General features: G+C 65.4%; 13 protein-coding genes. 8 read left to right on the top strand and 5 right to left on the bottom strand.

Annotated features, from left to right (window positions below):
* The first annotated feature begins 42 nt into the window (after positions 1–42).
* The 4 genes from CH278_RS02835 to CH278_RS02820 are packed head-to-tail and all read left to right on the top strand — an operon-like array spanning position 43 to position 3,647.
* Positions 43–693: an ABC transporter permease gene (locus CH278_RS02835; protein WP_027497407.1), complete on the top strand. Its 651-nt coding sequence runs from the start codon at positions 43–45 to the stop codon at positions 691–693.
* Complete coding sequence (locus tag CH278_RS02830) at positions 686–1,882, top strand: ABC transporter ATP-binding protein (RefSeq protein ID WP_094621141.1); 1,197 nt, start codon at positions 686–688, stop codon at positions 1,880–1,882. Before CH278_RS02835 ends, CH278_RS02830 begins: the two co-directional genes overlap by 8 nt.
* Positions 1,879–2,664, top strand: a complete 786-nt coding sequence (locus tag CH278_RS02825; RefSeq protein WP_027497409.1) for an ABC transporter permease — start codon at positions 1,879–1,881, stop codon at positions 2,662–2,664. The genes CH278_RS02830 and CH278_RS02825 overlap by 4 nt, the downstream gene beginning before the upstream one ends.
* Positions 2,664–3,647 carry a glycine betaine ABC transporter substrate-binding protein gene (locus CH278_RS02820; protein ID WP_032382798.1) on the top strand — a complete coding sequence of 328 codons (984 nt, stop codon included), beginning with the start codon at positions 2,664–2,666 and terminating at the stop codon, positions 3,645–3,647. Before CH278_RS02825 ends, CH278_RS02820 begins: the two co-directional genes overlap by 1 nt.
* On the opposite strand, the gene CH278_RS02815 is transcribed toward CH278_RS02820, so the two are convergent.
* The 3 genes from CH278_RS02815 to CH278_RS02805 all read right to left on the bottom strand — a co-directional run bounded on the left by CH278_RS02815 (position 3,644) and on the right by CH278_RS02805 (position 9,841).
* Positions 3,644–6,691: a bifunctional [glutamine synthetase] adenylyltransferase/[glutamine synthetase]-adenylyl-L-tyrosine phosphorylase gene (locus tag CH278_RS02815; protein WP_032382797.1), complete on the bottom strand. Its 3,048-nt coding sequence runs from the start codon at positions 6,689–6,691 to the stop codon at positions 3,644–3,646. The genes CH278_RS02820 and CH278_RS02815 overlap by 4 nt on opposite strands.
* A 142-nt stretch (positions 6,692–6,833) precedes the next feature.
* Positions 6,834–8,174, bottom strand: a complete 1,341-nt coding sequence (glnA, locus tag CH278_RS02810; protein WP_027497412.1) for a type I glutamate--ammonia ligase — start codon at positions 8,172–8,174, stop codon at positions 6,834–6,836.
* 101 nt (positions 8,175–8,275) lie between these two features.
* The gene (locus CH278_RS02805; protein WP_094621218.1) at positions 8,276–9,841 is read right to left on the bottom strand and encodes an alpha/beta hydrolase; all 1,566 of its coding nucleotides are present in this window, start codon (positions 9,839–9,841) and stop codon (positions 8,276–8,278) included.
* Positions 9,842–9,924: 83 nt separating this feature from the next.
* Between CH278_RS02805 and CH278_RS02800 the strand changes: the two genes are divergently transcribed.
* From CH278_RS02800 to pip, 4 genes are all read left to right on the top strand, one after another.
* Complete coding sequence (locus tag CH278_RS02800; protein WP_094621140.1) at positions 9,925–11,649, top strand: NAD+ synthase; 1,725 nt, start codon at positions 9,925–9,927, stop codon at positions 11,647–11,649.
* Positions 11,650–11,792: 143 nt separating this feature from the next.
* Positions 11,793–12,644: a 3-methyl-2-oxobutanoate hydroxymethyltransferase gene (gene panB, locus CH278_RS02795; RefSeq protein ID WP_032368131.1), complete on the top strand. Its 852-nt coding sequence runs from the start codon at positions 11,793–11,795 to the stop codon at positions 12,642–12,644.
* Positions 12,645–12,685: 41 nt separating this feature from the next.
* The gene (locus tag CH278_RS02790; RefSeq protein ID WP_179273977.1) at positions 12,686–13,135 is read left to right on the top strand and encodes a hypothetical protein; all 450 of its coding nucleotides are present in this window, start codon (positions 12,686–12,688) and stop codon (positions 13,133–13,135) included.
* Position 13,136: 1 nt separating this feature from the next.
* A complete protein-coding gene (gene pip, locus CH278_RS02785; protein WP_032368132.1) occupies positions 13,137–14,093 on the top strand; it encodes a prolyl aminopeptidase in 957 nt (318 codons plus the stop codon).
* Here pip and CH278_RS02780 read toward each other — a convergent pair.
* Together CH278_RS02780 and CH278_RS02775 are read right to left on the bottom strand one after the other, a co-directional pair.
* Positions 14,083–15,528, bottom strand: coding sequence for an RNB domain-containing ribonuclease (locus CH278_RS02780; RefSeq protein WP_094621139.1), 1,446 nt, complete (start codon positions 15,526–15,528; stop codon positions 14,083–14,085). The genes pip and CH278_RS02780 overlap by 11 nt on opposite strands.
* A gap of 2 nt (positions 15,529–15,530) precedes the next feature.
* Positions 15,531–15,713: a hypothetical protein gene (locus CH278_RS02775; RefSeq protein ID WP_094621216.1), complete on the bottom strand. Its 183-nt coding sequence runs from the start codon at positions 15,711–15,713 to the stop codon at positions 15,531–15,533.
* Positions 15,714–15,726 lie beyond the last annotated feature (13 nt).

Genomic DNA, 15,726 nt, shown 5'->3' with positions numbered 1-15,726 from the left:
AGAAAAGCATCCGCGCTCAGCCGAACAGAGGACTACAACTGCATGGACGCTCTGTGGGACTTCATTGTCGGGCGGCGAAGGCAGTTGGCGATCGATTCGTATCTCCACGTGTCGGCCGTCATTCAATGTGTCGTCATTGCAACCGTCATCGGGGTGGCGATCGGTGTGCTCGTGTACCGAAGCCCTGCGGGCTCCGCAGTCGCGACGGCCCTGGCGAGTACGGTTCTCACCATCCCGTCGTTCGCACTGCTCGGAGTTCTCATTCCGGTGCTGGGTCTGGGCGTCAAACCCACTGTGACAGCACTTGTTCTGTACTCGCTTCTCCCCATCATCCGCAACACCGTGGTGGGCTTGGCAGCCGTCGATCCGGCCGTTGCCGACGCGGCTCGCGGAATCGGAATGAGCCGCGCTCTGGTGTTGCGCCGCATCGAGATCCCACTCGCGTGGCCGTCGATCCTCACCGGCATGCGCGTCAGTACGCAGATGGCCATGGGCATTCTCGCCATCGCCGCGTACGCCAAGGGTCCCGGACTCGGCAACCTCCTCTTCTCGGGCCTCGCCCGCGTGGGTAGCCCCACAGCTCTACCGCAGGCTCTGACCGGCACTGTCCTGATCGTCCTGCTGGCGTTGATCCTCGATGGGATCTACGTGTTGATCGGCAAACTGACCACCTCGAGGGGTATCCGTGAGTGACTCGACCCGTACATCGAATGTCTCCGGCGCGGAAATCGTGCTCGAGAACGTGACCAAGAGCTACCCGGGGCAGAAGCTCGCTGCCGTCGACAACGTGTCGATGACCATCCCCGCGGGCGAGGTCGTCGTACTCGTCGGGCCGTCCGGTTGCGGCAAGACGACGACGATGCGCATGATCAACCGTCTGATCGAGCCGACATCGGGCCGCATCACGATCGGTGGCAAGGACGCACTGTCGATCGATCCGAACGAATTGCGCCGCACCATCGGTTATTCCATTCAGCAGGCAGGCCTGTTCCCGCACATGACGATTGCGCAGAACGTCGGCATGGTGCCGGGTCTGATCGGGTGGAACAGGAAGCGAATCGACGACCGCACGGACGAGATGCTGGACCTCGTCGGCCTCGATCCGGCGGTCTATCGCCAGCGTTATCCGCGGCAGCTCTCCGGCGGTCAGCAGCAACGCGTCGGAGTCGCACGCGCTCTTGCCGCCGATCCCCCGGTGCTGTTGATGGACGAACCGTTCGGTGCCGTCGACCCGATCACCCGCGGGTTGCTGCAGGACGAATTGATGCGTCTGCAAGCAGAATTGGGCAAGACCATCGTTTTCGTCACGCACGATTTCGACGAGGCGGTCAAGCTCGGTGACCGCATCGCCGTGCTCGGTAACCAGTCCACGATCCTCCAGTACGACACTCCCGAGGCGGTGCTCGCCAACCCGGCCGACGACACCGTGGCCGGGTTCGTCGGAGCCGGAGCCGCTTTGAAGCAGCTGACGTTGATGCGAGTACGCGACATCGAGCTGTCCGACGTGCCGGTGTTCGGCGAGGACGACTCGGTGGAGTCGATGAACTCCGCGCTGGGATCGGATCCCGAAGCCTGGGGAATCATCGTCGACTCCCGTAGACGCCCGATTCGATGGACGGATCGACGCCACCTCGCGGGTGTGGGGAGCCTCCGTGACGTCGGGGTGCCGATGGGGGAACTGGTGTCGACCCAGTCGACCCTGCAGGATGCTCTGGAAGCTCTACTGTCCGAGGGCAATGCGACGGCGACCGTCACCGGCAATCGCGGCGAGTACGTCGGCACCGTGACCATCGACGTGCTGATCGACACCATCAAGTCGTTGCGGTCGCAACACGCGAACGATCACGACGAGCCGCGCGAAGCTGCTGGGACTCCGTCGTGACGACACTCGCCGATACCGGCGACGAGACCAAGGACGCCGCGCGTACTGCCAAACGCGCCGAGCGAATTCGTCTTCTCATCCAGCCGGCCCTGGTGCTGGTGATCGTGGCGATTCTGTTGGTCTACGCGTTGACCAGAGACCTCACCGCGACGCAGGCCGAGACGATCAACATCAGCACGATCTCCACCCGGGTTCTCGAGCATGTGCTGATCACCTTCGTCGTCACCGCGTTGGTGCTCGTCATCGCCGTTCCTCTGGGAATTCTGTTGACTCGCAACGGGTATCGCAAGGCTGCACCACTGTTCATCGGTATCGCGAACATCGGGCAGGCCGCACCGGCCGTCGGCTTGCTGGTGTTGTTGTTCCTGTGGACGGGCGCAACGGGTTTCTGGACCGGTGTTCTCCCGATCGCGTTCTATTCGTTGCTCCCCGTTCTGCGCAACACCATGTTGGGCTTTCAGACAGTCGAGCCGAACTACATCGATGCCGCTCGCGGACAGGGCATGTCGAACATGGGCATTCTGCGCCGCATCGAATTTCCGCTCGCGGTTCCGTTCATCCTGGCGGGTCTGCGCACCTCGCTCGTGCTCGCCGTCGGCACCGCAACTCTGAGCTTTCTCGTCGGAGCAGGCGGGCTCGGCGTGCTGATCGACACCGGCTACAAGCTCAACCAACCACTCATTCTCGTCGTGGGTGCCGTTCTCGCGGTGGCACTCGCGCTGTTGGTGGATTGGCTGGGCGCACTCGCCGAGGCCTACCTCGGACCGAAAGGACTCCGCTGATGCGGCGCACCACCCGACGACTCGCAGCGCTGTCCGCCACCACCGTTCTCGCGCTGACGGGGTGCGGATTGCAGTCCGGCGGCGCGATGCCGTTGTCGGTCGAGGCCGGCAGCATCACTCCGCTCGAGGGGCTCGAAGGTGCCGAGTTCACCGTCGGATCGAAGGACTTCACCGAGCAGATCATCCTCGGCTACATCCTCGAATTCGCGCTGAGCGCAGCCGGTGCCGACGTTCGAGACCTCACCAACATCGTGGGCTCGCAGAGCGTTCGACTCGCGATGCAGAACGGCCAGGTGGACCTCGCCTACGAATACACCGGAACCGGGTGGATCAACTACCTGGGCAACGAGAAGCCCATTCCCGATGCCACGGAACAGTTCGAGGCAGTGCGCGACGCCGACAAGGCCAACGGCATCGACTGGGTCAATCCCGCGCCGATGGACAACACCTACGCGCTGGCCATGAATCAGCAGGTCGCGCAGGAGACCGGTGTGCGCACGCTGTCGGACTACGCCGCTCTGGTGAACCGAGATCCCGCCGCCGCGTCGCTGTGCGTCGAGACCGAGTTCAACAGTCGCCAGGACGGGCTCCCCGGCCTCGCCGCCACGTACGGTTTCGACGCCAACGCGATCTCGGTGCAGATTCTCCAGACCGGCGTCATCTACCAGGCAACTGCGGACGGTTCGCAGTGCCGCTTCGGTGAGGTGTTCACCACCGACGGCCGAATCAAGGGCCTTAACCTGACCGTGGTCGAGGACGACAAGGCGTTCTTCCCGCGGTACAACGCGACTGTCGTCGTGCGGCAGGAGATCGCCGATCGCTATCCGGAGATAGCCGAGGTCACCGCGCCCATTTCCGCTGCGCTCACCAACGAAGCGATCTCGGAGTTGAACAAGCAGGTCGACATCGACGGCCGGGAGCCCGCGGACGTGGCACGCGACTGGATGGTCGAGCAGGGCTTCGTCACCGCGGGCAGCGACTAGAGCCCTCCGAACGTCCTTTCCACGACTGCCTTGGCCCGACGCGTGACGCGCAGATAGTTGTCGAGGAATGCCCCGGCGTCGCCGTTCTCCCACCCCGCCACCTGTGCGACGGCGGACAGGACGGCACCCGGTCTCGGCAGTTGGTCGGTCGGCTTACCGCGAACCAGGACGAGCGCGTTGCGCGCTTTGGTCGCCAGGATCCACGCTTCGCGCAGCAGCTCGATGTCGGTCTCACTCATCAGCTCGGCTGCGCCGATCGCGTCGAGAGTTTGTAGCGTCGAGGTGTTGTGCAGTGACTCGACCTTGTGTGCGTAGCGGAGCTGGATGAGCTGTACGGTCCACTCGATGTCCGCCAGTCCCCCGCGTCCGAGCTTGGTGTGGGTGGCCGGGTCGGCTCCCTTGGGGAGACGTTCGGAGTCGATCCGCGCCTTGATACGCCGAATTTCACGGACGGCGTCGGCCGACACTCCACCCTCGGGGTAGCGAACCTTGTCGGCCATCAGCAGGAAGCGGATGCCCAGGTCCTGATCTCCCGCCACCTGATGCGCACGCAGCAGAGCTTGTACCTCCCAGGCCTGCGCCCACTGGGCGTAGTACGCGGCGTAGGACGACAGCGTGCGCACCACCGGGCCGTTGCGACCTTCCGGGCGCAGGCCGGTGTCGACCTCGAGAGGCGGGTCGGTGCTCGGCGCTCCGAGCAGTTTCCGGATGCGATCGGCAATGGTGTTGGCCCACTTGACCGCAACGGTCTCGTCGACGCCGTCCACCGGTTCACAGACGAACAGCACGTCGGCGTCGCTTCCGTAGCCGAGTTCGCCGCCGCCGAGGCGTCCCATGCCGATGACGGCCAGCGTCGCCGGTGCCGGTTCGCCGCGCTCCTTCTCGCTCGCCCGCACAGCGGCCGCCAATGCCGCGTTGATCACTGCGGCCCACACCGAGGACAACGCCCGGCAGACCTGAGGGACGTCGAGCATGCCCAGTATGTCGGCCGAGGCCACCCGGGCCAGTTCGTGGCGGCGCAGCGCTCTGGCGGCGTTGATCGCCCGAACCGGGTCCTCGTAGCGAGCCGAGGACGACAGGATGGCGCGGTAGGTCTCTTCGGGTTCGGCGTCCAGCAGGCGCGGGCCGGTGGGCCCGTCGGCGAACAACCTGATGACCTCGGGGGCCTTGATCAGCAGGTCCGGCACGTACGCCGAGGATCCGAGCACGATCATCAGCCGCTGGGCCACCGCACCCTCGTCGCGCAGCACTCGCAGGAACCACGTCTGCTCGCCGGCCGATTCCGAGAGCCGTCGGTAGTTCAGCAGTCCGGCGTCGGGATCCGGTGTGTCGGCGAGCCATTCGAGCAACGTCGGCAGCAGCACGGCCTGAATCTGACCGCGGCGAGTACCGGAACCGACCAGCGCTCGCAGGTGGCCCAACGCATTCTGCGGCGTCGCGTACCCGAGCGCAGCAAGCTGACGCGTCGCCGCGTCGGGGGTCAAACGCACTGTCTCCGAGTCGAACTTGACCACCGAGTCGAGCAGCGGCCGGTAGAAGAGCTTGGCGTGCAGCCGACGGATGCGCTGCGCGTTGCGCTTGATCTCGGCGTTCAGCACACCGAGCGCATCGCGGTTACCGTCGGGGCGCATGTGCGCGGAACGCGCGAGCCACCGCAGACCTTCCTCGTCGTCCGGTGGAGGCAGGGTGTGTGTGCGGCGCATCCGCTGCAATTGCAGTCGGTGCTCGATCAATCGCAAGAATTCGTAGGACGCGGTCAGATTCGCGGCGTCGTCACGGCCGACGTACCCGCCCTCGGTCAGAGCCGTCAGGGCATCGGTCGTGCCCAGTACGCGCAACGACTCGTCTGTTCGGCCGTGCACCAATTGCAGGAGCTGGACGGCAAATTCGACGTCGCGCAGACTGCCGCGTCCGAGTTTGATCTCCCGTTCGCGCAGCTCGGTCGGCACCATCTCCTCGACCCGTCGCCGCATCGCGCGGACCTCGGGCACGAAGTCCTCACGCTGACTGGCCAGCCACACCATCGGATTGACGGCATCGACGTAATCGTTGCCGAGGGCGATATCGCCGGTCATCGGCCGAGCCTTGAGCAGGGCCTGGAACTCCCAGGTCTTGGCCCAGCGCTTGTAGTAGGCCACGTGCGAGTCGAGCGTGCGAACCAGCTCGCCGCGCTTACCTTCGGGGCGAAGCGCAGCGTCGACCTCGAAGAACGCCGAGGACCCGATGCGCATCATCTCGCCGGCGATCCGACTCGCCTGTGAGTCCGCCGGCTCGGCGACGAACACGACATCGACGTCCGAGACGTAATTGAGTTCGCGCGCACCGCATTTGCCCATGGCGATGACGGCCAGCCGCGTCGGACACGGGGCATCGGGGCACACGGTCGCCACCGCCACCGACAGAGCCGCAGTGAGCGCCGCGTCTGCCATGTCGGACAGTTGAGCTCCCACCACCGTGTACGGCAGGACCGGTTCGTTCTCGACGGTCGCGGCGAGGTCGTAGGCGGCCAACACCATGATCTGGTCGCGGTACTTCTTGCGCAGGGCGATCACGGCGGGCGGGCCGGTGACGGACGCCCGGTACAGATCGGGTGCGGCATTGGGCCCGGTCTCCGGCTCGGCCCCGACGGCCTCGAGCAGTTCCGCGACCAGCGTTGCCTTGCTGGGCAACTGGATCTTCGCCGACACACCGCTGCTCTGACCTTCCGCGGTCAGTAACAACCGCCAGGTGGTGTCGTCGGCAACGAGGTGGTCGGCGAGTGCACTGGACGCGCCGACGAGTCCCAGGAGGCGGCCGCGGAATCCCTTGTCGTTACGCAGTGCGGTGTCGAATTCGGCCCAGCCACTGCCGAGCATCTCGTACATGCGCACCAGCGTGCGCAGTGCGAGATCGGCGTTGGGGGCACGCGAGAGCGACCACAGCAGCTCGAGACTCTCTTCGCCCGTCCAGCCCAGGGTGCGCAGATCGGACGGCGCAGTCTCCTCGACGAGACCGAGGCGGCCAGGTCCGGGTACGACCGACCTGGAAGTGGGAGGACGCACCATCAGAATCCACCTCGGGGTGCCACAGATATACCTCGTCGTCAGTAATGCGACGCGAGGGTGCCCACGCCGGCATCGAACCTACATTCGGGATCGACTAGAACGTAGCCCATGGCAGCGGTGGGTCGTTACAGACCCCGCTGCTCTACAAACCGAGGTATGCCCTCAGCTCGTACGGCGTGACGTGGCTGCGGTATTCCTCCCACTCGCGACGCTTGTTGCGCAAGAAGAAGTCGAACACGTGCTCGCCCAGTGCTTCTGCGACCAGCTCGGAACCCTCCATCGCGTTGAGCGCTTGGTCGAGGTTGCCCGGCAGTTCCTTGTAGCCCATGGCGCGACGCTCCGCGGAGGTCAATGCCCACACGTCTTCTTCGGCCTCGGGAGGAAGGGTGTACCCCTTCTCGATTCCGCGCAGGCCTGCCGCGAGCAGCACCGCGAACGCGAGATACGGGTTGCAGGCCGAATCGGGGCTACGAATCTCGACGCGTCGCGACGACGCCTTGTTCGGGGTGTACATGGGCACACGAATCAATGCCGACCGGTTGGCCGGTCCCCAGGATGCAGCGGTCGGGGCTTCGCCACCACGCACGAGACGCTTGTACGAGTTGACCCACTGGTTGGTCACGGCACTGATCTCGTTGGCGTGCTCGAGGATGCCGGCGATGAAGGACTTGCCGGTTTCGGACAGCTGCATCGGATCGTCCGGGTTGTGGAAGGCGTTGGCGTCGCCCTCGAACAAACTCATGTGTGTGTGCATCGCCGAGCCGGCCTGGTCGCTGAACGGTTTGGGCATGAACGTCGCGCGCACGCCCTCTTCGATGGCGACTTCCTTGACCACGTAGCGGAAGGTCATGATGTTGTCGGCCATGGACAGTGCGTCCGCGTACCGCAGATCGATCTCCTGCTGGCCCGGCGCTGCCTCGTGGTGGCTGAACTCGACCGAGATGCCCATCGACTCGAGCGCGTCGATGGCATGCCTGCGGAAGTTCGGAGCCGAGTCGTGCACGGCCTGGTCGAAGTAGCCGCCGTTGTCTGCCGGGGTCGGCGGTGAGCCGTCCTGGGGAGCGTCTTTGAGCAAGAAGAATTCGATCTCGGGGTGCACGTAGCAGCTGAATCCGAGGTCGGCAGCCTTGCTCAGCTGGCGACGCAGCACGTGGCGCGAATCGGCCCAGGACGGCGAGCCGTCGGGCATGGCGATGTCGCAGAACATGCGGGCAGAGTGCTGGTGACCCTTGCTGGTCGACCACGGCAGAATCTGGAACGTCGACGGATCCGGCTTGGCGACGGTGTCGGCCTCGGAGACGCGGGCGAATCCTTCGATGGCGCTGCCGTCGAAGCCGATTCCCTCGTCGAATGCACCTTCGAGTTCAGCGGGCGCGATGGCCACCGATTTGAGGTACCCGAGGACGTCGGTGAACCAGAGGCGGACGAAACGAATGTCGCGCTCTTCGAGAGTCCGGAGCACGAATTCCTTTTGACGATCCATGAACGCGAGAGTAAGCAAACGGAGTTAAATCTGTGTTACATCGTGAATTCAGTCTCACTTCGTGGAACTCTCCGCTCACCGCGCGCCCGGTGAGGTACGTGTCAGCAGACCAGCCCTTCGCCTGGTGGGACGAGGTCCACGAGGTAGTTCGTCAGCGGATCGTCGATGCACTCCACTCCCGAGAACGCCACCGTGTGTTGGGTGCCGTTGTAGGTGACCAGGTCGCCGCGCAGCTGGTCGGCCAGTTCCACGCCCGCTTGGTAGGGCGTCGCCGGATCGTTCGTCGTCGAGACCACCACCAGCGTGGGCAGCCCCTCCGCCTCCACGATGTGGGGCTCGCTTGTGTTCGGCACCGGCCAGAACGCACACAGATCCAGCGGCGCGTTCCCGGTGGAGCGGCCGTCGTCGAGGTACGGCGCTGCCGCTCGGAACCTGGCGTCGGCCTCGTCGGCCTCCCCCCGGTCGGTGGTCGGCGGGCCGTCGACGCATCGGACGGCGTTGAACGCGTCGTCGATGTTGGTGTAGCTACCGTCCTCGAGCCGTCCGGAGTAGGTGTCGGCGAGGCGCAGCAGTGTGTCTCCCCTGCCCTCTCGCAGTTCGCTCAGTCCGGCTCGCAGCAAGCGCCAGAGCTGCGGTGAATACAGCGCCTGTTGCGCTCCGGTGATCGCGTCGTCGTAGCTCAGTCCGCGCGGATCGGTGGTGTCGGCGGGCGTGCCGACCAGCGGGTCGACCAATGTCCGGAACTGCGCCACGGCCTGGGACGGATCGGTGCCGAGCGGACAGGTATCCGTCTGCGTGCAGTCCGCAGCGAACTGGTCGAACGCGGTCTGGAACGCCGCACCCTGGGCGACGGCCTCGTCGACGGGCGACTGGTCGGGATCGAGTGCTCCGTCGAGCACCATGGCCCGGACGTTCGACGGGAACGCCTCGGCGTAGGCGGTACCGATGCGTGTCCCGTACGAATACCCGACGTAGGTGAGCTTCTCGTCGCCGAGCACTCCGCGGATGACATCCATGTCGCGGACGACTTCGCGGGTGCCGACGTGTTCGAGCACGTCGGCCCCGGTGCGTTCGACACATTGCGCCGCGTAGTCACGATGATCGGCTTCGGTGGCGGCGATCCCTTCCGGGCTGACGTCGACGTCCGGTTCCCGACGCTCGTCGTCGACTCCCTCGGACGTCAGGCAGCGCACTTCGGGTTCGGAGGCCCCGATCCCACGTGGGTCGAATCCGATGCGGTCGAACCGGTCGGCGATCGGGGTGCCGTCGGCTTGCTCGGCGAGATAGAGCCCCGACGATCCCGGACCGCCCGGGTTCATCAGGATCGACCCGATCTTCTCCCCCGTCGCCTGTGTCCGAGAGATCGCGATCTCGATGGTCTTGCCGCCCGGATCGGCGTAGTCGAGTGGCACGGTCACTCGGGCGCACTGGACTGTGTCGCCGAGTTCGGACCCATCGGTGTTGTAGGACTCGCACGATTCCCACTGCAGATTCTGGGTGTAGAACGCCTCGAGCCCAGCAGGAACAGGACCGGCCGGAGCCGAGAACGTGGAGTCGGACGCGGTGGACGGATCGGGGTCGGCACCGGGCCCGGGCGCGGAGCAGCCGGCGAGGACGAGGGCGACTGCGGACAGTGCCACGACCGACGTCGTGGTGCGCGTTCTCATGAGTCGATCGTGCCAGGTCTTTCCCGCCACACTCCATTCTCGCTGCCCGGCAGGGACGGCCGTCGAGCACTAGCGTCTACACGGTGCAGGCCCTCAGACTCGCCCTCGCCCAGATCAATCCCGTCGTCGGCGATCTCGAAGCGAATGCGGCGGCGATCGTCGAATGGACCGTCCGTGCCGCCCATGACGGTGCCAACGTGGTCGTGTTTCCGGAGATGGCCCTGACCGGGTATCCGGTCGAGGATCTGGCGCTGAATCCGTCGTTCGCCGCGGCATCGGCGCGGGCACTGACGGGGCTGGCGGAGTCCCTGGACCGAGCGGGGTGCGGCGACCGCATCGTCGTGGTCGGGTATCTCGACCGCGATGTCGAGGGCTCGAGAAACAGCGCGGCGGTGATCGTCGACGGCCGGGTCGCAACTCGGTACGACAAGCATTCACTGCCCACCTACCGGGTGTTCGACGAGGCACGTTATTTCGCGCCCGGCTCCCGGTTGAGCATCGTGACGGTCAACGGCGTGCGACTCGGACTCGTTGTGTGCGAGGACATCTGGCAACCCGGCGGATCCGTGGCCGCCTACGCCTCGGCCGGAGTCGATCTGCTGCTGTGCCTCAACGCGAGCCCCTTCGAGCAGGGGAAGGACACGATTCGCCACTCTCTCGTCCAGCGCCGAGCCACCGAGATCGGGACCCCCATCGCGTACGTGAACGCGGTCGGCGGTCAGGACGAGCTGGTGTTCGACGGGGGAAGTCTCGTGCTCGGTCCCGACGGCTCGACGTGGGGCCGGGCTCCGCAATTCGTCGAGCACTTGCTGATCGTCGACGTGGATGCCCCCACGGATCCGGTCGCGGACTCCCCCGCGGTGGCGGGCTGGACCATCGATCGCGTCGCTCTGCCCGACGTCGCGATCAGCGGCTGGCAGCGCACCGAGCCGTCCCTGGCTCAGCCCCTGGGCGTCGAGGAACAGGTGTGGGGCGCGTTGGTGACCGGGTTACGAGATTACGTGCACAAGAACGGCTTTCGTTCGGTCACCCTCGGTCTGTCCGGTGGAATCGATTCGGCGGTCGCCGCCACCATCGCCGTCGATGCCCTCGGCGCTGACGCGGTGTACGCAGTGTCGATGCCCTCGGAGTTCTCCTCGGAGCATTCGCGCATCGATGCCGAGGATCTCGCCGCGCGCACCGGCATTCACTTTCGAACCGAACCGATTTCCCAGCTGGTCGCCGGCTTCGTCGACCAGCTGCACCTGACCGGCGTGGCCGAGGAGAACGTCCAGGCGAGATGCCGGGGAATCGTGTTGATGGCGCTGTCCAACACCTTCGGTCATCTGGTCCTTGCCACCGGGAACAAGTCCGAACTGGCGGTGGGTTATTCGACGATCTACGGCGACGCGGTCGGCGGCTTCGCACCGATCAAGGACGTGCCCAAGACGCTGGTCTGGGGATTGGCGCGCTGGCGCAACGAGTCCGCGATCGACCGCGGAGACGTCCCGCCGATCCCCGAATCGAGCATCGACAAGCCGCCCTCGGCCGAGCTTCGGCCGGGTCAGCTCGATACCGATTCACTGCCCGACTACGACACCCTCGACGCCATCCTGTTTCGGTACGTCGACCACGATCAGGGCGTCGCAGACATCGTCGCGGCGGGTTTCGACGCGTCCGTCGTGGCGGACGTCGTGCGCAAGGTGGACATGGCGGAATACAAGCGGCGGCAGTATCCGATCGGCACCAAGGTCACCTCGCGGGCGTTCGGACGCGATCGCCGGATGCCGATCACGGTCGGGAGGGGCGCGTACGAGCCCCCGATGTGACGATCAGCTGTTGCCGTGACTGTGACAAATTGCACTCCCTACCAGCATTCCTGCGACGGAAGGGCGGTGGCAGACTGGGGACGTCATCACACCCCATCCCGGGGACCCGCCGCGCGGGCCTCGAGGACCAGAAAGGGACAAAGATGTCCGAAAATGCTGTGTACGGCGGTTCCTCAACCGAATCTCCGGCGACCGCGCTGACCCGCAAGACCCGTACCCACCATCTGCTGCAGATGAAAGCAGAGGGTGAGCGTTGGGGAATGCTCACTGCGTACGACTACTCCAGTGCCCGCATCTTCGAGGAAGCCGGCGTGCCTGTGCTTCTCGTCGGTGACTCTGCGGCCAACGTCGTGTACGGCTACGACACCACCGTGCCGATCACCGTGGACGAATTGCTTCCTCTCGTACGTGGAGTGGTACGCGGCGCACCGCACGCGCTCGTCGTCGCAGATCTGCCCTTCGGTACCTACGAAGCCTCACCGCAGCAGGCACTCGAAACCGCTGTTCGTTTCATGAAGGAAGGCCTCGCGGGCGCGGTGAAGCTCGAGGGCGGCGAGCGGGTCGCACCGCAGATCGCCGCCATCACCGCTGCCGGTATCCCCGTCATGGCTCATGTGGGATTCACCCCGCAGAGCGTCAACACTCTCGGCGGATTCCGCGTTCAGGGTCGCGGTGACGCGTCCGAACAACTCGTCGCCGACGCCATCGCCGTACAGGAGGCAGGTGCCTTCGCCGTCGTCATGGAGATGGTCCCCGCCGACATCGCCGGCCAGGTCACCCGCAAGCTCACGATCCCGACGGTCGGAATCGGAGCGGGCAACGAATGCGACGCTCAGGTTCTCGTGTGGCAGGACATGGCCGGATACACCAACGGCAAGACCGCCAAGTTCGTCAAGAAGTTCGCCGACGTGGGCGATTCGCTGCGCACCGCAGCCACCACGTACATGTCCGAGGTGCGCTCGGGAGTCTTCCCCGGACCCGAACACAGCTACTGACCGTCGTCGTCTGATCCCGGTTCGGATGGCACACTCGGGCCATGACAATCAGACGGGGTACGACGTCCATTGCAGGACGAAGCGCAGTCGCACTGGCCGGTGCGGCTGCGCTTCTCGCCGTAGTGGGGGCATGCAGCACCGACACGACCAATACGGGTTCGTCGTCGACCACGACGACCGCTCCGAGCACGACGGTGGCGACGACGACTCCTGCGGGAGCAGCTGTCACCGATGCCCAGAAGCAGCAGCTGTGCACCGATCTCGAGGCGCAGCTGTCGAATTGGCGCGTGCAGGGCCCCACTCTCGGTCGCGGCGGTCTGAACATTCTGGTGCAGACCTGGGCTGCGCAGAGCGGCGTCATCAATCTCCAGGTGGTGCAGAATCGCGCGCTCGTCGACGACATCACGAAGGAAACGTGCTCGGACGTGCGGGACGAGGCCATCCGCTCCCTCGACATCCCGGATCTGGCCTCCGGTCTGGTCGGTTTCTAGGATGCGCACCCTGTACCCGGAGATCGAGCCCGTGGAGACCGGTCACCTCGACGTCGGCGAAGGGCAGCAGATCTACTGGGAGATCTCCGGCAACCCCGATGGCGAACCAGTGGTGTTCGTGCACGGCGGTCCCGGCGGTGCCACCAATCCGCTGCAGCGTCGCTACTTCGATCCGCAGGTCTACCGCATCGTGTTGTTCGATCAGCGAGGCTGCGGGCTGTCGACCCCACATATTGCCGACGGGGCAGATCTGTCGGTCAACACCACCGATCGCTTGATCTCCGACATGGAAAAACTCCGCGAGCACCTGAACATCGACACCTGGTTGGTGTTCGGCGGATCCTGGGGCTCCACGTTGTCGCTGGCCTACGCACAGACGCATCGCGAGAGGGTACGAGGACTCGTGCTCCGAGGAATCTTCCTCGTCCGGCCGTCGGAGATCGACTGGTACTACCGCGGCGGTGCCGGACACATCTTCCCGGACCTGTGGGAGGAGTTTCTCGCCCCCATTCCGGAAGGCGAACGAGACGGGGATCTGGTCGAGGCATATCACCGACAGCTGATGTCCGAGGACGACGCTGCCGCGACCCGGGCCGCGGTGGCGTGGTCGTCGTGGGAGGCAGCGACGAGTTACCTGCTCCCGAAACCCGATGCTGTACAGCATAATTCGGATGCGCGTTTCGCTCGCGCCTTCGCCGGAATCGAGAATCACTACTTCCGCAACGGGTGCTTCCTCGAAGAGAACCAGTTGCTACGCGACGCGCACCTGCTCGACGGTATTCCTGGTGTGATCGTGCAGGGCCGCTACGACGTGGTGTGCCCGGCCACGAGCGCGTGGGCACTGCACAAGGCCTGGCCGAGTGCAGATCTGGTGATCGTCGACGATGCCGGCCATTCTGCGGCCGAGCCGGGCATCGTCCACCACCTGGTCGAGGCTACCGACCGCTTCAGGCCGTGACAGGCGGATAGTCGAATCGGACTGTGCGCGAGTCGGTGTCGGCCCGAGTCAATCGGACCTGCACCGACTCCCCCGCAGGCGGCTCGCCGTCGCACTTGCCCATGACTATCGGTTCGGACACGAGCACCTCGGCGTCGCGCTTGCCCTCGGCACCGCGCAGCACCACTGCGTCGAACGTATGACCTACGCGATCTTCGAGCACGTGCGCTTCGGTCAGATCGATGCAGGCTCGGTCCACTTTCGATGCTGCAGAATCCGATCCACGCATGATCGCCGGTAGCTCCGGCAGCGCCTGCGCCGCCCACTCGGGGACGGGCACACCGGCGACCACGGCCAGACACACCTCGGTGGCGAACCGATCCGACAGCCGTCGCAACGGGGCCGTCACATGGGCGTACGGCGCTCCGATACCCGAGTGTTCGACGGAATCGTCGGTGCCGGGTGCATCGATGGTCGAGTTCGGGGTCCGACTGTCGAACGCCGAATAGTCCGCTCCCCGAAGCAATCCCGTGGCCTGAGTCATCATCGCCAGGGTCGACGGTTCGTCGGTGGGCAGGCCGGCGAGTACCGCGCCGGCGGATGCTCCGGCGGGCCACTCGATTCCGAGTGCGTTCGCGGTCTTCTTCAGGGTCTCGACGGCCTCGGGCGGTGCGGGCGGAAGCGTGCGTACGATGCCGATTCCGGCGTCGAGCATGATTCTGGCTGCGCACATGCCCGTCAGCAAGGACACCTCGGCGTTCCAGCCGTCCACTGCTGTTCGCGGTTGCAGAACGATTCGCCAACCGTGCCCGTCCGGAACCACTTCCTGCTCGGGGAGCGTGATGTCGATGGCTCCTCGACGCCTCGCTGCCTCCGCCCGTAGGTGTCCGAATTCGGCAAGGGCAGCGATCGACGGGTGCGGTGTGCCGGCGTCGAAGTCGGCTTGCACTCCCGCGTAATCGAGACGCGCGGTCGAACGCACGAGCGCCCGAGTGACGGTCCACGCCGCGGCTTCACCGACGTCGTCGAGTTCGATGGTCCACAATGCAGCGCAGCGAGTCTGTCCCTCCAACAGGCTTCCCGAGCCCTCCGACAACTCACGCGGGTGCAACGGAACAGATCCGTCGGGGAGATAGTACGTCTGGCCGCGTCGGCGGGTTTCCACGTCGAGCGCTCCCCCCGGCATCACCAGCGCACCCACGTCGGCGATCGCGTAGTGCACCACCAAGCCGTTGGCCGTCTTCTCGATGTGTACGGCTTGATCGAGGTCCTTCGAGCCGGGTGGGTCGATGGTGACGAAAGGAATGTCGGTGCGGTCGATTCTGCTGTCGGCGTGCAGGTCTCGGGCTTCGATCGCTTCGCGCATCACGTCTGCGTCGAAGACATCGGACAGACCGAACTCGGATCTGATGGACTCGAAATCGAAGTTCGGAGCCCTCAGCCGGGTGAGCAGCACCGTCAGTTGTTCCAGCCGTCGTCGGAGTCGGCGGCCTTGTTGCGGGCGGCTGCGATCTTCAGCGCCTGCTCTGCGGTGGCCTTGTCCGGATACGGACCCATGCGGTCGAGGGCATTGGTCTCCTTGCCCTGCACAACCTGCTTGGTGCTGATGTCGTAGTACCAGGAGCTGTCGTCGTCGGTCATGACTTCCAGTGTG

Origin of the sequence: Rhodococcus sp. 05-2254-5, assembly GCF_002258575.1 — a bacterium.
GTDB lineage: Bacteria > Actinomycetota > Actinomycetes > Mycobacteriales > Mycobacteriaceae > Rhodococcoides > Rhodococcoides fascians.
Note: the sequence above shows the minus strand (reverse complement) of the source record. Positions and strands in the feature narration are given on the sequence as shown.

What these genes read in the sequence shown, in the direction of transcription:
- pip (WP_032368132.1), top strand. Translation starts at nt 13,137, where the DNA reads ATGCGCACCCTGTACCCGGAGATCGAGCCCGTGGAGACCGGTCACCTC.
- panB (WP_032368131.1), top strand. Translation starts at nt 11,793, where the DNA reads ATGTCCGAAAATGCTGTGTACGGCGGTTCCTCAACCGAATCTCCGGCG.
- glnA (WP_027497412.1), bottom strand. Translation starts at nt 8,174, where the DNA reads ATGGATCGTCAAAAGGAATTCGTGCTCCGGACTCTCGAAGAGCGCGAC.
- CH278_RS02820 (WP_032382798.1), top strand. Translation starts at nt 2,664, where the DNA reads ATGCGGCGCACCACCCGACGACTCGCAGCGCTGTCCGCCACCACCGTT.
- CH278_RS02790 (WP_179273977.1), top strand. Translation starts at nt 12,686, where the DNA reads ATGACAATCAGACGGGGTACGACGTCCATTGCAGGACGAAGCGCAGTC.
- CH278_RS02835 (WP_027497407.1), top strand. Translation starts at nt 43, where the DNA reads ATGGACGCTCTGTGGGACTTCATTGTCGGGCGGCGAAGGCAGTTGGCG.
- CH278_RS02815 (WP_032382797.1), bottom strand. Translation starts at nt 6,691, where the DNA reads ATGGTGCGTCCTCCCACTTCCAGGTCGGTCGTACCCGGACCTGGCCGC.
- CH278_RS02775 (WP_094621216.1), bottom strand. Translation starts at nt 15,713, where the DNA reads ATGACCGACGACGACAGCTCCTGGTACTACGACATCAGCACCAAGCAG.
- CH278_RS02805 (WP_094621218.1), bottom strand. Translation starts at nt 9,841, where the DNA reads ATGAGAACGCGCACCACGACGTCGGTCGTGGCACTGTCCGCAGTCGCC.